At 72.6% G+C, this 19,141-nt stretch carries 17 protein-coding genes; 14 read left to right on the top strand and 3 right to left on the bottom strand.

All coding sequences use genetic code 11. The features are described from left to right. Positions 1–56 precede the first annotated feature (56 nt). Complete coding sequence (locus RNL97_RS27345) at positions 57–800, bottom strand: hypothetical protein (protein WP_313751313.1); 744 nt, start codon at positions 798–800, stop codon at positions 57–59. 105 nt (positions 801–905) lie between these two features. Here RNL97_RS27345 and ggt point away from each other — a divergent pair, with 105 nt between their 5' ends. Further along, the gene (gene ggt / locus RNL97_RS27350) at positions 906–2,723 is read left to right on the top strand and encodes a gamma-glutamyltransferase (RefSeq protein ID WP_313751314.1); all 1,818 of its coding nucleotides are present in this window, start codon (positions 906–908) and stop codon (positions 2,721–2,723) included. Between the two features lie 81 nt (positions 2,724–2,804). Next, a complete protein-coding gene (locus tag RNL97_RS27355) occupies positions 2,805–3,506 on the top strand; it encodes a glycoside hydrolase family 75 protein (RefSeq protein ID WP_313751315.1) in 702 nt (233 codons plus the stop codon). A 78-nt stretch (positions 3,507–3,584) separates the two neighbouring features. Here the strand turns inward: RNL97_RS27355 and map are convergent, their stop codons facing one another. Next, complete coding sequence (map, locus tag RNL97_RS27360) at positions 3,585–4,352, bottom strand: type I methionyl aminopeptidase (RefSeq protein WP_243315706.1); 768 nt, start codon at positions 4,350–4,352, stop codon at positions 3,585–3,587. Positions 4,353–4,425: 73 nt separating this feature from the next. On the opposite strand from map, the gene RNL97_RS27365 reads away from it, so the two are divergent. The 8 genes from RNL97_RS27365 (at position 4,426) to RNL97_RS27400 (ending at position 13,365) form a co-directional block, all read left to right on the top strand. Continuing rightward, positions 4,426–4,719: a helix-turn-helix domain-containing protein gene (locus RNL97_RS27365; protein WP_030585414.1), complete on the top strand. Its 294-nt coding sequence runs from the start codon at positions 4,426–4,428 to the stop codon at positions 4,717–4,719. A gap of 41 nt (positions 4,720–4,760) precedes the next feature. Then, positions 4,761–5,141, top strand: coding sequence for a PPOX class F420-dependent oxidoreductase (locus RNL97_RS27370; RefSeq protein WP_313751316.1), 381 nt, complete (start codon positions 4,761–4,763; stop codon positions 5,139–5,141). A gap of 135 nt (positions 5,142–5,276) precedes the next feature. Then, positions 5,277–6,878, top strand: a complete 1,602-nt coding sequence (locus RNL97_RS27375; RefSeq protein WP_243315707.1) for a hypothetical protein — start codon at positions 5,277–5,279, stop codon at positions 6,876–6,878. A gap of 195 nt (positions 6,879–7,073) precedes the next feature. Next, the gene (locus RNL97_RS27380; RefSeq protein ID WP_030585423.1) at positions 7,074–7,916 is read left to right on the top strand and encodes a nitrilase-related carbon-nitrogen hydrolase; all 843 of its coding nucleotides are present in this window, start codon (positions 7,074–7,076) and stop codon (positions 7,914–7,916) included. Beyond that, positions 7,913–9,196 carry an aspartate aminotransferase family protein gene (locus tag RNL97_RS27385; protein WP_243315708.1) on the top strand — a complete coding sequence of 428 codons (1,284 nt, stop codon included), beginning with the start codon at positions 7,913–7,915 and terminating at the stop codon, positions 9,194–9,196. Before RNL97_RS27380 ends, RNL97_RS27385 begins: the two co-directional genes overlap by 4 nt. A 101-nt stretch (positions 9,197–9,297) precedes the next feature. Then, positions 9,298–10,698, top strand: a complete 1,401-nt coding sequence (gene hydA / locus RNL97_RS27390; RefSeq protein ID WP_243315709.1) for a dihydropyrimidinase — start codon at positions 9,298–9,300, stop codon at positions 10,696–10,698. Positions 10,699–10,709: 11 nt separating this feature from the next. Then, the gene (locus tag RNL97_RS27395) at positions 10,710–11,711 is read left to right on the top strand and encodes a TIGR03842 family LLM class F420-dependent oxidoreductase (protein WP_030585430.1); all 1,002 of its coding nucleotides are present in this window, start codon (positions 10,710–10,712) and stop codon (positions 11,709–11,711) included. A 118-nt stretch (positions 11,712–11,829) separates the two neighbouring features. Next, positions 11,830–13,365 carry an NCS1 family nucleobase:cation symporter-1 gene (locus RNL97_RS27400; RefSeq protein ID WP_313751317.1) on the top strand — a complete coding sequence of 512 codons (1,536 nt, stop codon included), beginning with the start codon at positions 11,830–11,832 and terminating at the stop codon, positions 13,363–13,365. Positions 13,366–13,401: 36 nt separating this feature from the next. On the opposite strand, the gene RNL97_RS27405 is transcribed toward RNL97_RS27400, so the two are convergent. Continuing rightward, on the bottom strand, positions 13,402–14,163 hold the full coding sequence (locus tag RNL97_RS27405; RefSeq protein ID WP_030585436.1) for a LolA-like protein: 762 nt from the start codon (positions 14,161–14,163) through the stop codon (positions 13,402–13,404). 200 nt (positions 14,164–14,363) lie between these two features. Here RNL97_RS27405 and RNL97_RS27410 point away from each other — a divergent pair, with 200 nt between their 5' ends. The 4 genes from RNL97_RS27410 (at position 14,364) to RNL97_RS27425 (ending at position 19,010) form a co-directional block, all read left to right on the top strand. After that, positions 14,364–14,750 carry a hypothetical protein gene (locus RNL97_RS27410; RefSeq protein ID WP_030585440.1) on the top strand — a complete coding sequence of 129 codons (387 nt, stop codon included), beginning with the start codon at positions 14,364–14,366 and terminating at the stop codon, positions 14,748–14,750. 169 nt (positions 14,751–14,919) lie between these two features. Beyond that, positions 14,920–16,428 carry an amidase gene (locus RNL97_RS27415; protein ID WP_030585443.1) on the top strand — a complete coding sequence of 503 codons (1,509 nt, stop codon included), beginning with the start codon at positions 14,920–14,922 and terminating at the stop codon, positions 16,426–16,428. A gap of 102 nt (positions 16,429–16,530) precedes the next feature. Continuing rightward, positions 16,531–16,683 (top strand): hypothetical protein, encoded by a 153-nt coding sequence (locus RNL97_RS27420; protein ID WP_313751318.1) that lies wholly within the window; start codon positions 16,531–16,533, stop codon positions 16,681–16,683. A 104-nt stretch (positions 16,684–16,787) separates the two neighbouring features. Beyond that, positions 16,788–19,010 (top strand): NADP-dependent isocitrate dehydrogenase, encoded by a 2,223-nt coding sequence (locus RNL97_RS27425; protein WP_243315711.1) that lies wholly within the window; start codon positions 16,788–16,790, stop codon positions 19,008–19,010. Positions 19,011–19,141: the final 131 nt, after the last annotated feature.

Raw genomic sequence — 19,141 nt, forward strand, 5'->3', positions numbered from 1 at the left:
CCCCGCACCGGAAAGTCCGGCCGGGCGGGCACGGCGGCGCCGCTGAGGCGGTCCGGTCAGCTGCCCGCCCGGTGCGAGGCGGGCGTGCTGGGGGCGGGGGACCGGGCCTCGCGGGTCACGTCGCCCACCAGTTCCACCACATCGGGACCGTAGGCCTGGGAGTTGACGACCTTGAGCAGCAGGCAGAACGACTTGTTCCCGTGCTTGCGGCGCAACTTGTCGTAGTTGCGGGCGACGTAACGGGTGGCCGCCTGGTTCGTGATGGCCCGCTGGCCGCAGAACAGGAAGACCGGACGCGACTCCTGACCTCCCGTCAGGCGGGCCAGCAGGACGTACTCCGCGGTGCCCGGCTCCATCCGGTAGCGCTCCGAGCCGACCTGGAACGCCACCCGGTCCGGCCCCGGGTCCTGCTCGACGTTGATCCGCACCCCGGGCAGCAGGGTCCGCAGGTGCGCCGCCATCCGCTGGTTGGACGTGGGGCCGCCGACGCAGTACTCCGTACGCTCTCCGTACCCCTGCTGCGCCGTGTCGTGGGTGACGATCTGCGCATGGGCCCCGCAGTCCTTGATGAGCGCGGAGAGTTCGAGCAGGGCGAAGGCGTCGTGCCGGTGCACCGCTCCCTCGGCGCCCGCGTAGCGGTTGACGACCAGGAGGCACTCGGAGTTCGTCGGCAGCCCGAAGAAGGACTGCCTGCGGCGGAGTCCGCGCCGCCAGAGGTACGTTCGGGCGATCCAGCCCAGCGAGGCACTGATCCCGGCGGCTATCACGCCCAGCACGATGTTGCGCACGTCGTCCGTCATGGGCGCGCATGGTATCGGTCATTCGGGTAACCGTTCGAGGCGGTCCTGACGATCCGGGCTGCCCGGGGCTACCCTGCGGCGGAGATCCGTTGACTGGAGGTACGTATGCGCCGTTCCGTCGGTCGGAACACGTCCCTGTTGGCCGTACTGGCCGTGGTCGCCTCGGTCCAGGCCGCCGCCCCGGCGACCTCGGCGCCGACCGCCACGCCGCGCCCCGCGCCGCCCAAGTCCCCGGTGGCGGTGGGGCATGGGGGAGCGGTGGCGAGCGTCGATCCGGATGCGTCGGCCGCCGGGATCGAGGTGCTGCGCAAGGGCGGCAACGCGGTGGACGCGGCCGTGGCCACCGCGGCGGCGCTCGGTGTGACCGAGCCCTATTCGGCGGGTATCGGCGGCGGTGGCTACTTCGTCCACTACGACGCGAAGACGCGCCAGGTGCGGACCATCGACGGCCGCGAGACCGCCCCGCGCAGCGCGGACGCCTCCCTGTTCCTGGAGAACGGCAAGCCGATCCCGTTCGAGGAGGGGGTGACCAGCGGTCTCGGCGTCGGCACGCCCGGCACCCCGGCCACCTGGGAGCGGGCGCTGGACGCGTGGGGCAGCAAGTCCCTGCGCACGCTGCTGAAACCGGCCGAACGCCTGGCCCGGGACGGCTTCGTCGTCGACGGCACCTTCCGCTCGCAGACGGCCTCCAACCAGGCCCGGTTCGCCGACTTCCCGGCCTCCGCGAAGCTCTTCCTGCCGGGCGGTGAACTCCCCGTCGTCGGATCGGTGTTCAAGAACCCCGATCTGGCGCGTACGTACGAGAAGCTCGGCCGCGAGGGCGTCGGCGCGCTGTACCGGGGCGCGTTGGCCGACGACATCGTCCGTACGGTGCGCAAGCCGCCCGTCGACCCTGCCGCCACCCGGGTCGTCCGCCCCGGCGATCTGACCCGCAAGGACCTCGCCTCCTACCGGACCCTCCGCCAGGACCCGACCAAGGTGAACTACCGGGGCCTGGACGTCTACGGCATGGCCCCCTCCTCGTCCGGGGGCACCAGCGTCGGCGAGGCCCTCAACATCCTGGAGTCCACGGACCTCTCCCGGGCAGATCGGACCCAGTACCTCCACCGGCTCATCGAGGCGAGCCGGATCGCGTTCGCCGACCGGGGCCGCTGGGTCGGCGATCCCGCCTTCGAGGACGTGCCGACGAAGGAGCTGCTGAGCCAGCGGTTCGCGGACGCGCGGGAGTGCCTGATCCGCGACGACAAGGCGCTGACCAGTCCGCTGGCGCCGGGCGACCCGCGAAACCCGGAACGGTGCGGCAGCGGCGGCACGGCCGCGCCGACGACGTACGAGGGTGAGAACACCACCCATCTGACGACGGCCGACAAGTGGGGCAACGTCGTCGCCTACACCCTGACGATCGAGTCCACCGGCGGCAGCGCCATCACCGTGCCCGGGCGCGGCTTCCTGCTCAACAACGAGCTGACCGACTTCTCCTTCGCGCCGGCCAGTCCGGCGGTCCACGACCCGAACCTGCCGGGACCGGGCAAGCGGCCGCGCTCCTCGATCTCCCCCACCATCGTGCTGAAGCACGGCAAGCCGGTGCTGGCCCTCGGCTCGCCGGGCGGGGCCACGATCATCACGACCGTCCTCCAGTCGCTCACCGGACACCTGGACCGGGGGCTCCCGCTGGTCGACGCGATCGCCGCGCCGCGCGCCAGCCAGCGCAACGCGCCGACCACCGAGATCGAGCCGGACCTGTGGAACAGCCCGGTCCGCGCGGAGCTGGAGAAGCTCGGTCACGCCTTCAGGCAGAACCCGGAGATCGGCGCCGCCACCGGGGTGCAGCGGCTGCCCGACGGCCGCTGGCTGGCGGCGGCGGAAAAGGTGCGGCGGGGCGGTGGCTCGGCCATGGTGGTGCATCCGGGCCGCGGGCACTGAGGCGGGGAGGGGCGGGCCGGCGGACGCCGTCGCCACCGGGCCCGAACGGGCCCTCGCCCACGGGAAGGGTCCTTCCGCACCATGCGCACCCGCATGCTCGCCCTGACTTCCGCCGCCTGCGGTGCCGCGCTCCTCGGAGCGGCGGCGCTGCCCGCGTCCGCTTCCGGCTCCGCGCAGGAGCCGGAAGCGGACGCGGGCGTCGTGACCGCCGCCGAACTGCTCGCCGAGGTCCGCGCCTGTTCCCGGATCTCGAAAGGCAGGTACCGCACCGACAGCGGCCGCGCCAAGGCCACGGTCCCGGTCTGCGGCACGCGGGACGCCGTGTTCTGGAAGGCGGACATGGACATCGACTGCGACGGCCGAAAGACCAGGGACTGCAACCGGAAGACCGATCCGTACTTCCTGCCGGAGACCGCGTTCCAGAGCTCCCGCGGCGAACCGCTCGACTCCGCCGCACTGCCCCATGTGGTCGTACCGGGGCCGGGCAAGGTGTGGGACTACCGGAAGTCGGGGCTCACCGGCGGCAGCGTCGTGGCGGTCGTGTACCGGGACCGGGTGCGGTACGGCGTGATCGGCGACACCGGCCCCACGGACATCATCGGGGAGGCGTCGTACGCCATGGCGAAGGCGCTGGGCATCGACCCCGACCCGTCGACCGGAGGCGCCGAGTCCGGCGTCACCTACATCGCGTTCAAGAACTCCCGCATCCCCCCGATCGAGAGCCGCGCGCGGGCGCAGAGCCGGGGAGCGGTCCTCGCCGGGGAGTTCGTCGGGCGCTCGTAGCCCGGGGCGGCGGGTGACCGTACGGCCGGGGGCCGGCCGTGCACGGCCTGCTTCACGGGGGCCGGCCGCACGGGGCGGTCAGAGTGCGGTCAGCACGCGCGGGCCGTCGTGGGTGATCGCCACCGTGTGCTCGGCGTGCGAGGCCCGGCTGCCGTCCGTCGTCCGCAGTGTCCAGCCGTCCCGGTCGTGGCGGAACTCGTCGAGGCCCCCGGCGAGCAGCATCGGCTCGATGGCCAGGACCATTCCGTGCCGCAGCACCATGCCGCGCCCCGGCCGTCCCTCGTTCGGCACGGAGGGGTCCTCGTGCATGGACCGGCCGATGCCGTGGCCGCCGTAGCCTTCCAGGATGCCGTAGCCCGCGTCGCGGCAGACCGTGCCGATGGCGTGGGCGATGTCGCCGATCCGGTTGCCGACCACGGCCGCGGCGATTCCGGCCGCGAGGGCCTCCTCGGCGGTGGCGATGAGCCGGGTGTCCTCCGGGCGGGCCTCGCCGACGGTGAAGCTGACCGCCGAGTCGCCGGCCCAGCCGTCGAGGAGGGCGCCCGCGTCCACGCTGACCAGGTCCCCGTCCCGCAGCGGCTCGGCGGACGGGATGCCGTGCACGACCGCGTCGTTGACCGAGACGCAGATGACGGCCGGGAACGGGGTGGGCGCGAAGTGCGGCTTGTAGTTCAGGAAGGGGGAGGCGGCTTTGGCCTTGCTCAGCACCTCGCGGGCCGCCTCGTCCAGTTGGCGGGGGGTCACGCCGACCGCCGCCACCTCCCGCGCCCGGGTCAGGACCTGCGCGACCACCCGGCCCGCCTCGCGCATCGCGTCGAGCTGTGTGTCTGTCTTGATGTGCACCATGCCCATTACTATACCGGTCGGACCGGTATAGTAATGACGGTATAGAAATGGCATCCCGTAGTAGGATGGGCTCATGGTCCGCACCCCTCTCACCCCCGAAGAGCGCCTGCGCGGCGAACGGCTCGGCGCGCTGCTCCGTGCGGCGCGCGGGGAGCGCAGCATGGCCGCCGTCGCCGCGAGCGCGGGGATCTCCGCGGAGACCCTCCGGAAGATCGAGACCGGCCGCGCGCCCACGCCCGCCTTCTTCACCGTGGCGGCCCTCGCCGGAGCGCTCGGCCTCTCGCTGGACGAGATCCTCGGCCGCTGCGCGGCCGAGCCGGTCGCGGCGCCGGCTTCGCTGCGTGCCGCGGTGCCGCTGATCGCGTAGCGGCTCGGCGGCCGGAACGGTCGGGGCGTAGGGTCGCGCCCGTGACTCTCCAGGACTTCGCCCGCAGCGAGTACGTCAGCCTGACCACGTACCGGAAGAACGGCATGCCCGTCGCCACGCCCGTCTGGGCCGCCGCCGAGGGGGAGGTGCTGTACGTCTGGACCCGCTCCGACTCGTGGAAGGTGAAGCGGCTCCGCAACAACGGCAAGGTCGTCGTCACCGTCTGCGACGTACGCGGCAGGATCGCCGACGGAGCCCCCACGGCGGAGGGCGCGGCCCGGCTCCTCGACGAGGACGGCACCCGCGCGGCGCGCAAACTCCTCGCCCGCAAGTACACCTGGAAGTTCTGGCTCGTCGACTGGCCCGCCACCATCGCCCGGCTCGGCAAGCGGCCGCACACCGGCATCGCCATCACCTTCTGAGCCCTGGGGGCGCGGCCCGGCGGCCGTGCTCCCGCCGCAGCGCGCCCGAAAGCTGCGCGTAGCCGCCCTGTAACACGGCTGCGGTCGAATGCCTCCGGACTGGAAGGCTCCAGTCGACGGTCGGCGAGGGCGACGATGACGATGCATCAGCAGGCTGACGAAGTGCGGGCGTTCGCGCAGTACCTGCGCGATCTGGTGGCGCGTCTGGACCCCGGGCGGGGATGGTACGGGGTCTTCGCCCGGCGCGACCCGGCGGGCATGCGGTCCTGCCTCGACGGGGTGGAGATCTTGCCGTGGGACGTGGTGGAGTCGCTGCTCGCGGACCTCGCGGCCCTGCACGGCGCCCGGTTCGCCGAACAGGTCTCGGTCCGTGCCGCCGCGCTCCACTCCGCGTCCGCCGCCGCCCACGACCGGCGGCCCGGCGGGCGCCAGGAGCTCGTCCACCGGCTGGAGTTGATGGTCCGCGAGCAGCACCGGGCGGCGCAGCGCCTGCGCGGCACGGGACCCGGAGGTCCGGGCCCGGCCGATTCGGACGCGCTGGCCTGGGCCCGCGACGACCACGACCGGGCCACCGCCCGCTGCGCGGAACTCCGCAAGCGGCTGGCGGCGGTTGCGGCCCCCGAGGGCCGGCTGCGGTCGGAGGACGGGGAGGTGCCGCGCGCGGGGGCGGGCGGGGCGGCGGGGATCACCGGGGCTGCGGCTTCCGAGTCCGCCGGGGCGGGCAGGATTCCGCAGCCGCGCGCCGAGGCCGGGCGCCCGCACCACCGGGGGCTCGATGCCGAGGACGAACCCGGGGCCGCCACTCCCGCCCGGGGCGCCCCCGCCGAGGCATTCGGGGCCGCCGGGCCCCATGGAGCCACCGGGTCTTACGCGGCCGCCGAGCCCCCCGGGACCGCCGAGCCCTCCACGGGCCCAGGCGCTCCCGCCCCCACCCCCGCCCCCCGGCGCAAGAAGCCCCGTGGCGCCCGGTTCGCCGGTCTGGACGTCGATGAAGAGGCGGCCGCTTACGTCCCCTCGCCCCTGCCCGGGCCACCCGAACCCGAGCACTCCGGCGCACCCGCCCCACGCGGCGCCCGCTTCGGCGGTGCGGAGGCGGAGGGCGACGGAGGGCGAGAGGGCCACGGAGGGCCTGTGGGGCGAGGCCGGGGACGCGCCGGGCGGGACCGGGGCGCGGGCGGGCCCGCGGCTCCCCTCGTCCCGGATCCGGGTGCCGTGCGGGCCGTCGCCGGGGCCGTGGCCCAGTTGCTCCGGCTGCGTGCCGAGGGCCGCAGCGGCGAGGCACACGTCGTGCTCTGCGAGGTCGCGGCCTGGCCCGCGCCCCGGCTGCCGGTGCTCGCCCTCGCCCTGCACCGCGCCGGACTCGCCGCCGACTGGACGACCCTGCTCTGGGAGGTGTCCTCGCTCCCGCCCGCCGGGCTCGCCGCCGCGGCGGGTGCGCTGGCCGCCGCCGGGCGGGAGGCGGACTGCGGGCTGCTCCTGCGCCAGGGGGTGGCCCGGCCGGCCGCCGAGGCGGCCGATGCGGCGCTCGCCCTGGACGGCGCGGGCCGTGAGGACCAGGCGCGGGACCTGCTCGGCGCCTTCGTCCGCGTACACACTCCGCGGGAGGCCGCCGAGCTGGCTCTGTCCGGCGGGACCCGGTTGCTCCCGCTCCTCCTGGCGGCGGCCCGCGAGGTGTCGGGGGAGGCGGAGTGGGACCTGGTCCACGCGCTGCGGGTGGCGGGCGTGCCGGGGGTCTGAGCCCCGGAACACCACCGAGGATCGCCGGTGTGTCCGTTGTGGACCGGTCGGGTGCGAAACATGATCGACTCCGCCGGTTCACGGCGATGGTCTTGCCCCGCCGGACGGAGGGGCTTACGTTCTCCATCCATGCACCGATCTACGTGCGTAGAGAACGCGTGCAGGCTCTCTGACGCCGCGTCGAAGGAGCAGCTCATGTCCCACGTCGTACGCGCCGCACTCGTCCAGGCGACCTGGACCGGCGACACCGAATCGATGACTGCCAAGCACGAGGAACACGCGCGCGAGGCCGCCCGGCAGGGGGCGAAGATCATCGGCTTCCAGGAGGTGTTCAACGCCCCCTACTTCTGCCAGGTCCAGGAGCCCGAGCACTACCGCTGGGCCGAGCCGGTCCCCGACGGGCCGACGGTCAAGCGCATGCAGGACCTGGCCCGCGAGACCGGCATGGTCATCGTCGTCCCGGTCTTCGAGATCGAGCAGTCCGGCTTCTACTACAACACCGCGGCCGTGATCGACGCCGACGGCTCCTACCTCGGCAAGTACCGCAAGCACCACATCCCGCAGGTCAAGGGATTCTGGGAGAAGTACTACTTCAAGCCCGGCAACGCCGGCTGGCCGGTCTTCGACACCGCCGTCGGCAAGGTCGGCGTCTACATCTGCTACGACCGGCACTTCCCCGAGGGCTGGCGTCAACTCGGGCTCGGCGGAGCCCAGTTGGTGTACAACCCGTCGGCCACCTCGCGCGGACTCTCCAGCCACCTCTGGCAGTTGGAGCAGCCGGCCTCCGCCGTCGCCAACGAGTACTTCGTCGCCGCGATCAACCGCGTCGGCCGCGAGGAGTACGGCGACAACGACTTCTACGGCACGAGCTACTTCGTCGACCCGCGCGGCCAGTTCGTGGGGGAGGTCGCCAGCGACAAGGAGGAGGAACTCGTCGTACGCGACCTGGACTTCGACCTGATCGAGGAGGTCCGCACCCAGTGGGCCTTCTACCGGGACCGACGGCCCGACGCCTACGACGGGCTGGTGGAGCCGTGAGCGGACTGCGCGAGCGCCATCTCGCCGTCAGTCCCGAGTGGCTGGCCCTCTACTACCGCCACCCCATCGAGCTCACCCACGGCGAGGGCCGCCATGTCTGGGACGCCGACGGCAACCGCTACCTCGACTTCTTCGGCGGCATCCTCACCACCATGACCGCCCACGCCCTGCCCGAGGTGACCAAGGCGGTCGCCGAGCAGGCCGGGCGGATCATCCATTCCTCCACGCTCTACCTCAACCGCCCCATGGTGGAGATGGCCGAGCGGATCGCCACCCTCTCCGGCATCCCCGACGCCCGGGTCTTCTTCACCACCTCCGGCACCGAGGCCAACGACACGGCCCTCCTGCTCGCCACCGCGTACCGCAGGTCCAACCAGATCCTCGCGATGCGCAACAGCTACCACGGCCGTTCGTTCTCCACCGTCTCGATCACCGGCAACCAGGCCTGGTCGCCCACGAGTCTGTCCCCGCTCCAGACGCTGTACGTCCACGGCGGCGTCCGCACCCGGGGCCCGTACGCCGCGTTGAGCGACGAGGCGTTCATCCGGGCCTGCGTCGCCGATCTGGAGGACCTCCTCGGACACACCCGCAACCCGGCGGCCCTGATCGCCGAACCCATGCAGGGCGTCGGCGGGTTCACCTCGCCGCCCGACGGGCTGTTCGCCGCGTTCCGCGAAGTCCTGGACCGGCACGGGGTGTTGTGGATCTCCGACGAGGTGCAGACCGGCTGGGGCCGCACCGGTGACCATTTCTGGGGCTGGCAGGCGCACGCCGGGAACGGGCCGCCGGACATCCTCACCTTCGCCAAGGGCATCGGCAACGGCATGTCGGTCGGGGGAGTGGTGGCCCGCGCCGAGGTGATGAACTGCCTCGACGCCAACTCCATCTCCACGTTCGGCGGTTCACCGATCACCATGGCGGCCTCGCTCGCCAACCTCTCCTACCTCCTGGAACACGACCTCCAGGGCAACGCCCGGCGCGTCGGCGGGCTCCTCATCGAACGGCTGCGGTCGGTCGCCGCCGCTTCCCCCGCCGTACGCGAAGTGCGCGGCCGGGGCCTGATGATCGGCATCGAGCTGGCGAAGCCCGGCACCGACGAGGCCGACCCGGAGGCCGCCGCGGCCGTCCTGGAAGCGGCCCGCGCGGGCGGGCTCCTCATCGGCAAGGGCGGCGGCCACAACACCAGCGTGCTCCGCATCGCCCCGCCGCTGACCCTGACCGTCGCCGAGGCCGAGGAAGGCGCGGCGATCCTCGCGGACGCCCTGCACGCGGCGGGCTGATCCCCGCCCCCACCGGCCCGTACGTACTCGAACCGCGCGGGGCCGCCCCGGCGCCGCGCCCACCGGGCCGGCGCGGGGGCACCCCGACCTGAGGAGATCCCATGAGTCGCACCGTCATCCACGGTGGCCTGGTCATCACCGCGTCCGACGAGATCCACGCCGATGTGCTCGTCGAGGGCGGCCGTATCGTCGCGCTGGCCGCCCACGGGACCGACGCCGCCGAGAGCTGGAGCGCCGACCGGCAGATCGACGCGACGGGCAAGTACGTCATCCCGGGCGGCGTCGACGGACACACCCACATGGAGATGCCGTTCGGCGGAACGTACGCCGCCGACACCTTCGAGACCGGCACCCGCGCCGCCGCATGGGGCGGCACGACCACCATCGTCGACTTCGCCGTCCAGAGCGTGGGCAAGTCCCTGCGCGAAGGGCTCGACGCCTGGTACGGCAAGGCCGACGGCAACTGCGCCATCGACTACGCCTTCCACATGATCCTCGCGGACGTGAACCCGTCCTCGCTCAAGGAGATGGACCGCCTCGTCTCCGAAGGCGTCACCTCCTTCAAACTGTTCATGGCGTATCCGGGGGTCTTCTACTCCGACGACGGTCAGATCCTGCGCGCCATGCAACAGGCCTCCGGCAACGGCGGGTTGATCATGATGCACGCCGAGAACGGCATCGCCATCGACGTCCTGGTCGAACAGGCCCTCGCCGCCGGGCACACCGACCCCCGCTACCACGGCGACGTCCGCAAGGTCGCCCTGGAGGCCGAGGCCACCCACCGCGCCGTCCAGCTCGCCCGGGTCGCCGGATCCCCCCTCTACGTCGTCCACGTCTCCGCCGACGAGGCCGTGCAGGAGATCGCCGCCGCCCGCCACAAGGGCCTCCCCGTCTTCGGCGAGACCTGCCCGCAGTATCTGTTCCTCTCCACCGACAACCTCGCCGAGCCCGGCTTCGAGGGCGCCAAATACGTCTGCTCCACCCCGCTGCGCCCCAGGGAACACCAGGAGACCCTGTGGCGGGGCCTGCGGAACAACGAACTCCAGGTCGTCTCCACCGACCACTGCCCGTTCTGCTTCTCCGGGCAGAAGGAGATGGGCCGGCGCGACTTCTCCAAGATCCCCAACGGCATGCCCGGCGTCGAACACCGCATGGACCTGCTGCACCAGGCCGTCGTGGACGGACGCATCACCCGCCGCCGCTGGATCGAGATCGCCTGCGCCTCCCCGGCACGGATGTTCGGCCTCTACCCGAAGAAGGGCACCATCGCCCCGGGCGCCGACGCCGACATCGTCATCTACGACCCGGAAGCCGAACAGACCCTCTCCGCCGAGACCCACCACATGAACGTCGACTACTCGGCGTACGAGGGCAAACGCATCACCGGCCAGGTCGAGACCGTGCTCTCGCGCGGCGAAGTCGTCATTGACGGAAGGAAGTTCACCGGCCGCTCCGGCCACGGCATCTACACCCCCCGCGCCACCTGTCAGTACCTCGACTAGGAGATCCCGCCATGGACTTCGGACTCGTCCTCCAGACGGACCCGCCCGCCTCCGCCGTCGTCGGCCTGATGCGGCGCGCCGAGCGCAACGGCTTCCGCTACGGCTGGACCTTCGACTCGGCGGTGCTCTGGCAGGAGCCGTTCGTCATCTACAGCCGCATCCTGGAGCACACGGAGAAGCTGACCGTGGGCCCGATGGTCACCAACCCGGGCACCCGCACCTGGGAGGTCACGGCCTCCACCTTCGCCACCCTGAACGACATGTACGGCAACCGCACCGTCTGCGGCATCGGGCGCGGCGACTCCGCGATGCGCGTCGCGGGCCGCCGGCCCAACACCCTGGCCCGCCTCGGCGAGGCCATCGACGTCATCCGGGACCTCGCCGAGGGCCGGGAGGCGACGGTCGACGGGCAGCCGGTGCAGATCCCCTGGGTGAAGGACGGGCGGCTGCCGGTGTGGATGGCGGCGTACGGGCCCAAGGCCCTGGCGCTGGCCGGGCAGAAGGCCGACGGCTTCATCCTCCAACTCGCCGACCCGTTCCTCACCGAGTGGATGATCAAGGCGGTCCGGGACGCGGCGGCCGACGCCGGACGCGACCCCGGCTCCGTCACCATCTGCGTCGCGGCCCCCGCCTACGTCGGCGACGACCTCGACCACGCCCGGGAACAGTGCCGCTGGTTCGGCGGGATGGTCGGCAACCACGTCGCCGACCTGGTCGCCCGCTACGGCGAGCACTCGGGGATGGTGCCGGACGAGCTGACCGCGTACATCGCCGGCCGCTCCGGCTACGACTACAGCCACCACGGCCGCACCGGCAACCCGGACACCGCCTTCGTCCCCGACGAGATCGTCGACCGGTTCTGCCTGCTCGGGCCCGCCGAGGCGCACATCGAGAAGCTGCGCCATCTGAAGGACCTCGGCGTCGACCAGTTCGCCGTCTACAACATGCACGACGCCCGCGAGGCGACCATCGACGCCTACGGGTCCGAGATCATCCCCGCCCTGACCGACTGACCTCCCCCCCCGGGGGCCCGTCCCCTGTCCGCTGCCCGTCCGTTACGCGTTCCGTCCGTACGCGCCCCGCCCGCATCGCCCCGCACGGCACCGCTCCCGAGCGAAGGGCTCCACCGCCATGACCGCCACCGTCCCGCCGACCCCACCGCCCCCGGACGCGATACCCGCGCCCGCCACCCCGTCCGGCCGCGTCGAACTCGCCCCCGGACAACTGCCCGACGACCCCCGCTTCGCCAACGACGACCTGCTGCCCGTCCCCGTCGAGCGGCGCACCTGGACGACGTACAACTTCGCGGCCCTGTGGATCGGCATGGCCCACAACATCCCGTCCTGGCTGCTCGCCTCCGGTCTGGTGGCGCTCGGCATGGACTGGAAGCAGGCCGTGTTCACCATCGCGCTCGCCAATGTGATCGTGCTGGCCCCCATGCTGCTGACCGGCCACGCCGGGCCCAAGTACGGCATCCCCTTCCCCGTTCTGGCCCGCGCCTCCTTCGGGCTCCGCGGCGCCAACCTGCCCGCCCTGATCCGGGCCGCCGTCGCCTGCGCGTGGTTCGGCATCCAGACCTGGATCGGCGGCGTCGGCATCTTCACGCTGCTCGGCAAGATCTTCGGCGGCTGGGCCGGCGCGGCGGAGATCGACGGGCAGCCCTGGACGCTCTGGCTCTGCTTCGTCCTCTTCTGGGCTCTCGAACTGGCCATCATCTACCGGGGGATGGACACCCTGCGCCGCTTCGAGAACTGGGCGGCTCCCTTCGTCCTGGTCGGCGCGGTCGTGCTGCTCGTCTGGGTCGCGGCCAAGGCGGGCGGATTCGGCCTGCTGGACCAGCCCTCCGCGCTCGGCTGGGGCGCCGACTTCTGGCCGGTCTTCTTCCCCTCGCTGATGGGCATGATCGCCTTCTGGTCGACGCTCTCCCTCAACATCCCCGACTTCACCCGCTTCGGCGCGGGCCAACGCGCCCAGATCCGGGGCCAGTCGCTCGGACTGCCGACCACGATGACCTTCTTCGCCCTGCTCTCCGTCTTCGTCACCTCCGGTTCGCAGGCGGTGTACGGGGTGGCCCTCTGGGACCCGGTCCAGCTCGTCGCCCGGACCGACAACGTCTTCGGCCTGGTCTTCGGCCTGGTCACCGTGTTGATCGCGACGGTCTCGGTGAACATCGCGGCGAACGTGGTCTCACCCGCGTACGACCTGGCCAACCTCGCGCCCAAGCTCATCAGCTTCCGCACCGGGGCGCTGATCACGGGCGTGATCGGGGTCGTCATCATGCCGTGGAAGCTCACCGAGACGCCCGAGCTGTACATCTTCACCTGGCTGGGCCTGGTCGGCGGCCTGCTCGGTACGGTCGCGGGCATCCTGATCGCCGACTACTGGATCGTCCGCCGCACCGTCCTCGATCTGCCCGACCTCTACCGGCCGGGCGGCCGGTACTGGTACCGGAGCGGCTGGAACTGGCGGGCGGTCGCGGCCTTCGTGGTCGGCGGCGTCCTCGCGGTGGGCGGATCGCACTCGGCCCCCGGGAAGGGCCCGTTCCCCGCCGACGGCCTGCTCCCGTTCCTGAAGCCGCTGGCCGACTACGGCTGGGCGGTCGGGCTCGCCTCCTCGCTGCTGCTGTACGTGGCGCTGACCCGCCGGGAGAGGCCGGTCGGCGGCTGACGCCCCCGGCCTGGTCGCCTGCCGGGCCTCGGCCCGCTACACGGGGGTGATGCTGCGGCCCAGCAGAGCCGAGACGTCCACCGTCCGGTCTGCCGAGGGAGTGGCCGTGGGCACCGGCCGGTCGAAGCCGGAGAAGTCCACGGTCCCTTCCCCGTCGGCGTTCCGTACGGTGATCCGCACCGGGTACGGCGTGCCCTCCGCGGCCACATAGGCCGTCAGGCGCTCACCACCCTCGGCCCGGGTCACCGGGACGGTCGGCGCGCCGTTCACCTCGGTCTTCGCGCCTTTGGTCAGCGTGTCGAGGTCGGCGGTGCCGACGTTGTCCGTGACCAGCTCGCGGAACGTGTCGAGGTCGCAGACCTCGGTCACCTCCAGCAGCCGGGGGTCGTCGGCCGACGCCTTCATGTAGCGGCCGTCGAGGATCGCGTCGAAGGTGGAACCACCGATCGGCACCTGGTTCTTCCAGAAGGCGGCGTCCGGCTTCAGCCAGACGTCGTCGCCGCGTTTCACGATCTCGACCGAACCGTCGTCGCCCATGTCCACCCCGCCCGCGCAGTTCCCCTCGCGGTCCAGCGTGAGGTCGACGCTCATGTCCTCCCCGATCCCGTCGACGCTGCCGCGCGCGCTCAGGTGCAGGGACCGGACGTCGACCAAGGCGTCGCGGGCGCGTTCGGCGATCTCCTCGGCGGGGAGCGTGTCGATGTCGTCGTCAGCCTGCGCGAGGCTGCCACCCGTCACGGTGAGAGCGACGGCCGCCGCACCCGCGGCCGCCCGGGCGGCCCATCGGTGTCCGCTCACGTCGCCTCCTCGAAAAGGCCCCGGTCAGGGCGTACGGACCTGGATGACCGGCACATTCGAGCGTACGCCGGGAGAGGGGGCGCCGCCCGGCGCACGTACGGAGAGTGAAGCGCCACGGTGTTTTCGGACACGGAGCGTGGGCAAAGCTGCGGTGATCCCGCCCGGGGTCATGCCCGCACGCAGCATGAAGGAGACCATCGATGAACCTGTTCACGGGGACGCGGAGCAAGGGCGGCGCGGCCGCGGGGAGGCGCCCCCGGTCCGCCCCGCGGGCGCTCGCCGCCGCGGCGACGGTGGCCGCGCTGGCGGTTTCGGTCACGTCGGCGACCGCGACCGCCGCCCCGGCCGCGATCCCGCCCGGCCTGTCCTGCGACACCGGCAAGCACGCCATCGACGACTACACGGGCTTCGCGCTCTGCCGCAACAACGGCAGCCAGACACAGACCTTCTGGGTGCATCTCGTCTGCGGCTGGTCCCCGGACGTCGACGGCAACCACGTCACCCTCCGGCCCGGTGAGTCCGGCCAGTCCACCGCCCACTGCGGGAGCCTCGGGACCGGTATCGGCGAGATCCACGTACGCCCGTGATGCCGGAGCTGTGAGAACCGGCAACACGTGCCGCACCGGCCGGACGCGCGACGGCTGGAGCGGTCCGAACGGTTGAGCGTGCCGCCTCCTCTCGTTACCCTCCAGTAAGTAGGTGTGGGCGCAGCCGGGACGACCGGCCGGCCCGCGACACGAGGGAGGCGGCACGCCCATGTCCTCAGCGGAGCCCACCGAAGCCGAGCCGACCGAAGCTGGGTCCACCGAGCAGACCGGCCCGGTCGTACGGGAGTCCGGTCGCGGCCCCCGTCCGGCGGCCCCCGTCCCGCCCGCGCTGCCCGGACTCGCGGAGAGCGCCCGCCGGCTCGCCGACGCCACCACCACCTCCACCGCACTCGTGGCCGACGCCCTCGCCCGTATCGAGGCCACACAGCCCACCCTCAACGCCTTCCGGCATCTGCGGGCCGCCTCGGCGCTCGCCGAGGCCGCGGAGGCCGACCGGAGGCTGGCGGCGGGGGAGCGGCTGCCGCTCCTGGGCGTGCCGGTCGCCGTCAAGGACGACACCGATGTGGCGGGCCTGCCCACGCACTTCGGCTGCGACGGCGATCTGCCCCCGGTCGCCTCCGACAGCGAGGCGGTCCGCCGGCTGCGCGCCGCCGGGGCCGTCGTCGTCGGCAAGACCAACTCCTGCGAACTGGGCCAGTGGCCCTTCACCGAAGGAACCGCCTTCGGCGCCACCCGCAACCCGTGGAACACCGCACACACCCCGGGCGGCTCGTCCGGCGGTTCCGCCGCCGCCGTCGCCGCCGGGCTCGTCCCCGCAGCCCTCGGCTCGGACGGCGCCGGATCCGTGCGCATCCCCGCGGCGTGGACGCATCTCGTCGGCATCAAACCGCAGCGCGGGCGCATCTCGGTCCACCCGCACAGCGACTCCTTCCAGGGGCTCACCGTGAACGGCCCCCTCGCCCGTACGGTCGCCGACGCCGCGCTGCTCCTGGACGCCGTCGCCGGGGCGCACCCCGAGGACTTCCACCGCCCGCCCGCCGTGCGCGCCGCCGACGCCGCCCGCCGCGACCCGGGGCGTCTGCGCATCGCCCTCGCCTGGCGTCCCCCGCTCACCCTCACCGGTGCCGGACCCGACCCTGAGGTGCGCCGGGCCGTCACCGCGCTCGCCGAGACCCTCGCCCGGCTCGGCCACCACGTAGAGGAGGCGCGCCCCCGGTACGGGCTGATCGGCCTCGCCTTCGTGCCCCGCGCCACCGCGGGCATCGCCGAATTCGCCGCCCGGCACCCCGAACCTGCCCTGCTCGACCCGCGCACTCGCAGCGCCCTGCGCACCGGGACGCGGCTGGGCGGCCGGGCGGTGCGGGCCGCCCGCGCCCGCGAAGTGCGCCAGCACCGCAGGATCGGCGCCCTCTTCGACGCCTCCGGGTTCGATGTGCTCCTCACCCCGACCACGGCCGCGCCGCCGCCCCGGATCGGCAGGTTCGACGATCTGAGCGCCTGGCGCACCGACGTCGCGATGGCCGCCGCCTGCCCCTACGCCTGGCCGTGGAACGTCCTCGGCTGGCCCGGGGTGAACGTCCCGGCCGGCTTCACCCGCTCCGGCCTCCCGGTCGGGGCCCAGCTGCTCGGCCCCTCCCGCAGCGAGGAACGGCTCATCTCGCTCGCCGCGCAACTGGAGGACGACCTCCGCTGGTTCGAGCGCCGGCCGCCGGTCTGACGGACGACCATCACGCCCCGGCCGGAGGTCCTCACCCGCCGTGAGCGCGAGGTCGCCGCCCCGGCCGCCCCGGGTTTCGGCAACGAGGAGACCGCCCTCCACATGGTGGCCGGCCACTGCACCGCCCGGCCCCGTGCCAGCCGCGCGATGTTCGAGACCGGCGCCCGCGACCGGGCCCGGCTCGTGGTCCCGCGTACGAGTCCGGGCTGGTCGAGCCCGGTCGTGGGGCGACGGGAGCCCGGCCCGGGCCGCTGACGCGTCCACGGTGGGTAAAGCCGTGCGGGGGCCTTGTGGAGCCCGGCACGCCGAGGAGATATCTTGATGTCAAGCAATGTTGCAGACGTGGAGCGGAGCACCCGGTGACTGACTCGACCATCATCTATACGCACACCGACGAGGCCCCTGCCCTGGCGACCTACTCGTTCCTGCCCGTCGTCGAGGCCTACGCCTCGACCGCAGGCGTCACGGTCGAGCGCCGTGACATCTCCCTCGCGGGCCGGATCATCGCCAGTTTCCCGGAGCACCTCAAGGCCGAGCAGCGTATCGATGACGCACTCGCCGAGCTGGGCGAGCTGGCCAGGACGCCCGGCGCGAACATCATCAAGCTGCCGAACATCTCGGCGTCGATCCCGCAGCTCAAGGCCGCCATCGCCGAGCTGCAGGAGCAGGGCTACGCGCTTCCGGACTACCCGGACGACCCGCAGACCGACGCGGACAAGGACGTCCGCGCCCGCTACGACAAGGTCAAGGGCAGCGCCGTGAACCCGGTGCTGCGCGAGGGCAACTCCGACCGCCGCGCCCCCGCCTCCGTCAAGAACTACGCCAAGGCCCACCCGCACCGCATGGGCGCCTGGACGGCCGACTCGAAGACGAACGTCGCCACCATGGGCGTCGACGACTTCCGCTCCACCGAGAAGTCCGCGGTCATCGCCGAGGACGGCACGCTCCGCATCGAGCTGCACGGCGACGACGGCACCACCACCGTGCTCCGCGACTCCGTACCCGTCCTGAAGGGCGAGGTCGTCGACGCGGCCGTCATGCGCGTCGCCGCGCTGCGCGAGTTCTTCACCGCGCAGGTCGCCCGCGCCAAGGCCGAGGGCGTGCTGTTCTCCCTGCACCTCAAGGCCACCATGATGAAGGTCTCCGACCCGATCATCTTCGGCCACGCGGTCCGCGCCTTCTTCCCGAACACCTTCGCCAAGTACGGCGACCAGCTCGCCGCCGCCGGCCTCACCCCCAACGACGGTCTGGGCGGCATCCTCAAGGGCCTCGGCTCGCTGCCGGACGTCGGCGCCGAGATCCAGGCGTCCTTCGAGGCCGAGCTCGCCGAGGGCCCCGCCCTCGCGATGGTCGACTCCGACAAGGGCATCACCAACCTGCACGTCCCCAGCGACGTCATCGTCGACGCCTCCATGCCCGCCATGATCCGCACCTCGGGTCACATGTGGGGCCCGGACGGCGACGAGGCCGACACCATCGCCGTCCTCCCGGACAGCAGCTACGCCGGTGTCTACCAGGTCGTCATCGACGACTGCCGCGCCAACGGCGCCTTCGACCCGGCCACCATGGGCTCGGTGCCCAACGTCGGTCTGATGGCGCAGAAGGCCGAGGAGTACGGCAGCCACGACAAGACCTTCGAGATCCCCGCCACCGGCACCGTGCGCGTCGTCGACGCGAGCGGCGCGGTCGTGCTGGAGCAGGCCGTCGGCGCCGGCGACATCTTCCGCATGTGCCAGACCAAGGACCTGCCGATCCAGGACTGGGTCAAGCTCGCCGTCACCCGCGCCCGCGCCACCGGCAACCCGGCCGTGTTCTGGCTGGACGAGACCCGCGCGCACGACGCCAACCTGATCGCCAAGGTGAAGACGTACCTCGCCGACCACGACACGGACGGCCTGGACATCTCCGTCAAGTCCCCGGTCGAGGCCACCGCCTTCTCGCTGGAGCGCATCCGCCGCGGCGAGGACACCATCTCCGTCACCGGCAACGTGCTCCGTGACTACCTCACGGACCTCTTCCCGATCCTGGAGCTGGGCACCAGCGCCAAGATGCTCTCCGTGGTCCCGCTGATGAACGGTGGCGGCCTCTTCGAGACCGGCGCGGGCGGTTCGGCCCCCAAGCACGTCCAGCAGCTCGTCAAGGAGAACTACCTCCGCTGGGACAGCCTGGGCGAGTTCCTGGCCCTCGCGGTCAGCTTCGAGCACCTGGCCACCACCACGGACAACGCGCGGGCCCAGGTCCTCGCCGACACCCTGGACCGGGCCACGGGCACCTTCCTCAACGAGGACAAGTCCCCGAGCCGCCGCCTCGGCGGCATCGACAACCGCGGCAGCCACTTCTACCTGGCCCTCTACTGGGCCCAGGAGCTGGCGCAGCAGACCGACGACGCCAAGCTCGCCGAGGCGTTCGCGCCGCTCGCCAAGACCCTGGCCGAGCAGGAGGAGACCATCGTCGCCGAGCTGATCGCGGTGCAGGGCTCCCCGGCCGAGATCGGCGGTTACTTCCAGCCCGACCCGGCCAAGGCCGCGGCGGTCATGCGCCCGTCCGCCACGTTCAACCGGGCGATCGCGTCCCTCGCCTGACATGACGTGAGCCGGGGGCGGCCGCGTCGCCCCCGTCCGTGACCGCCCCGGTCGGCCCTGGTGCCGACCGGGGCGGTCCGCGTGTGAGCCCCCCCCGAACGGGTGGGGTTGCGGAGCCGTACGGGTGCCCG

Origin of the sequence: Streptomyces parvus (assembly GCF_032121415.1) — a bacterium.
GTDB lineage: Bacteria > Actinomycetota > Actinomycetes > Streptomycetales > Streptomycetaceae > Streptomyces > Streptomyces globisporus_A.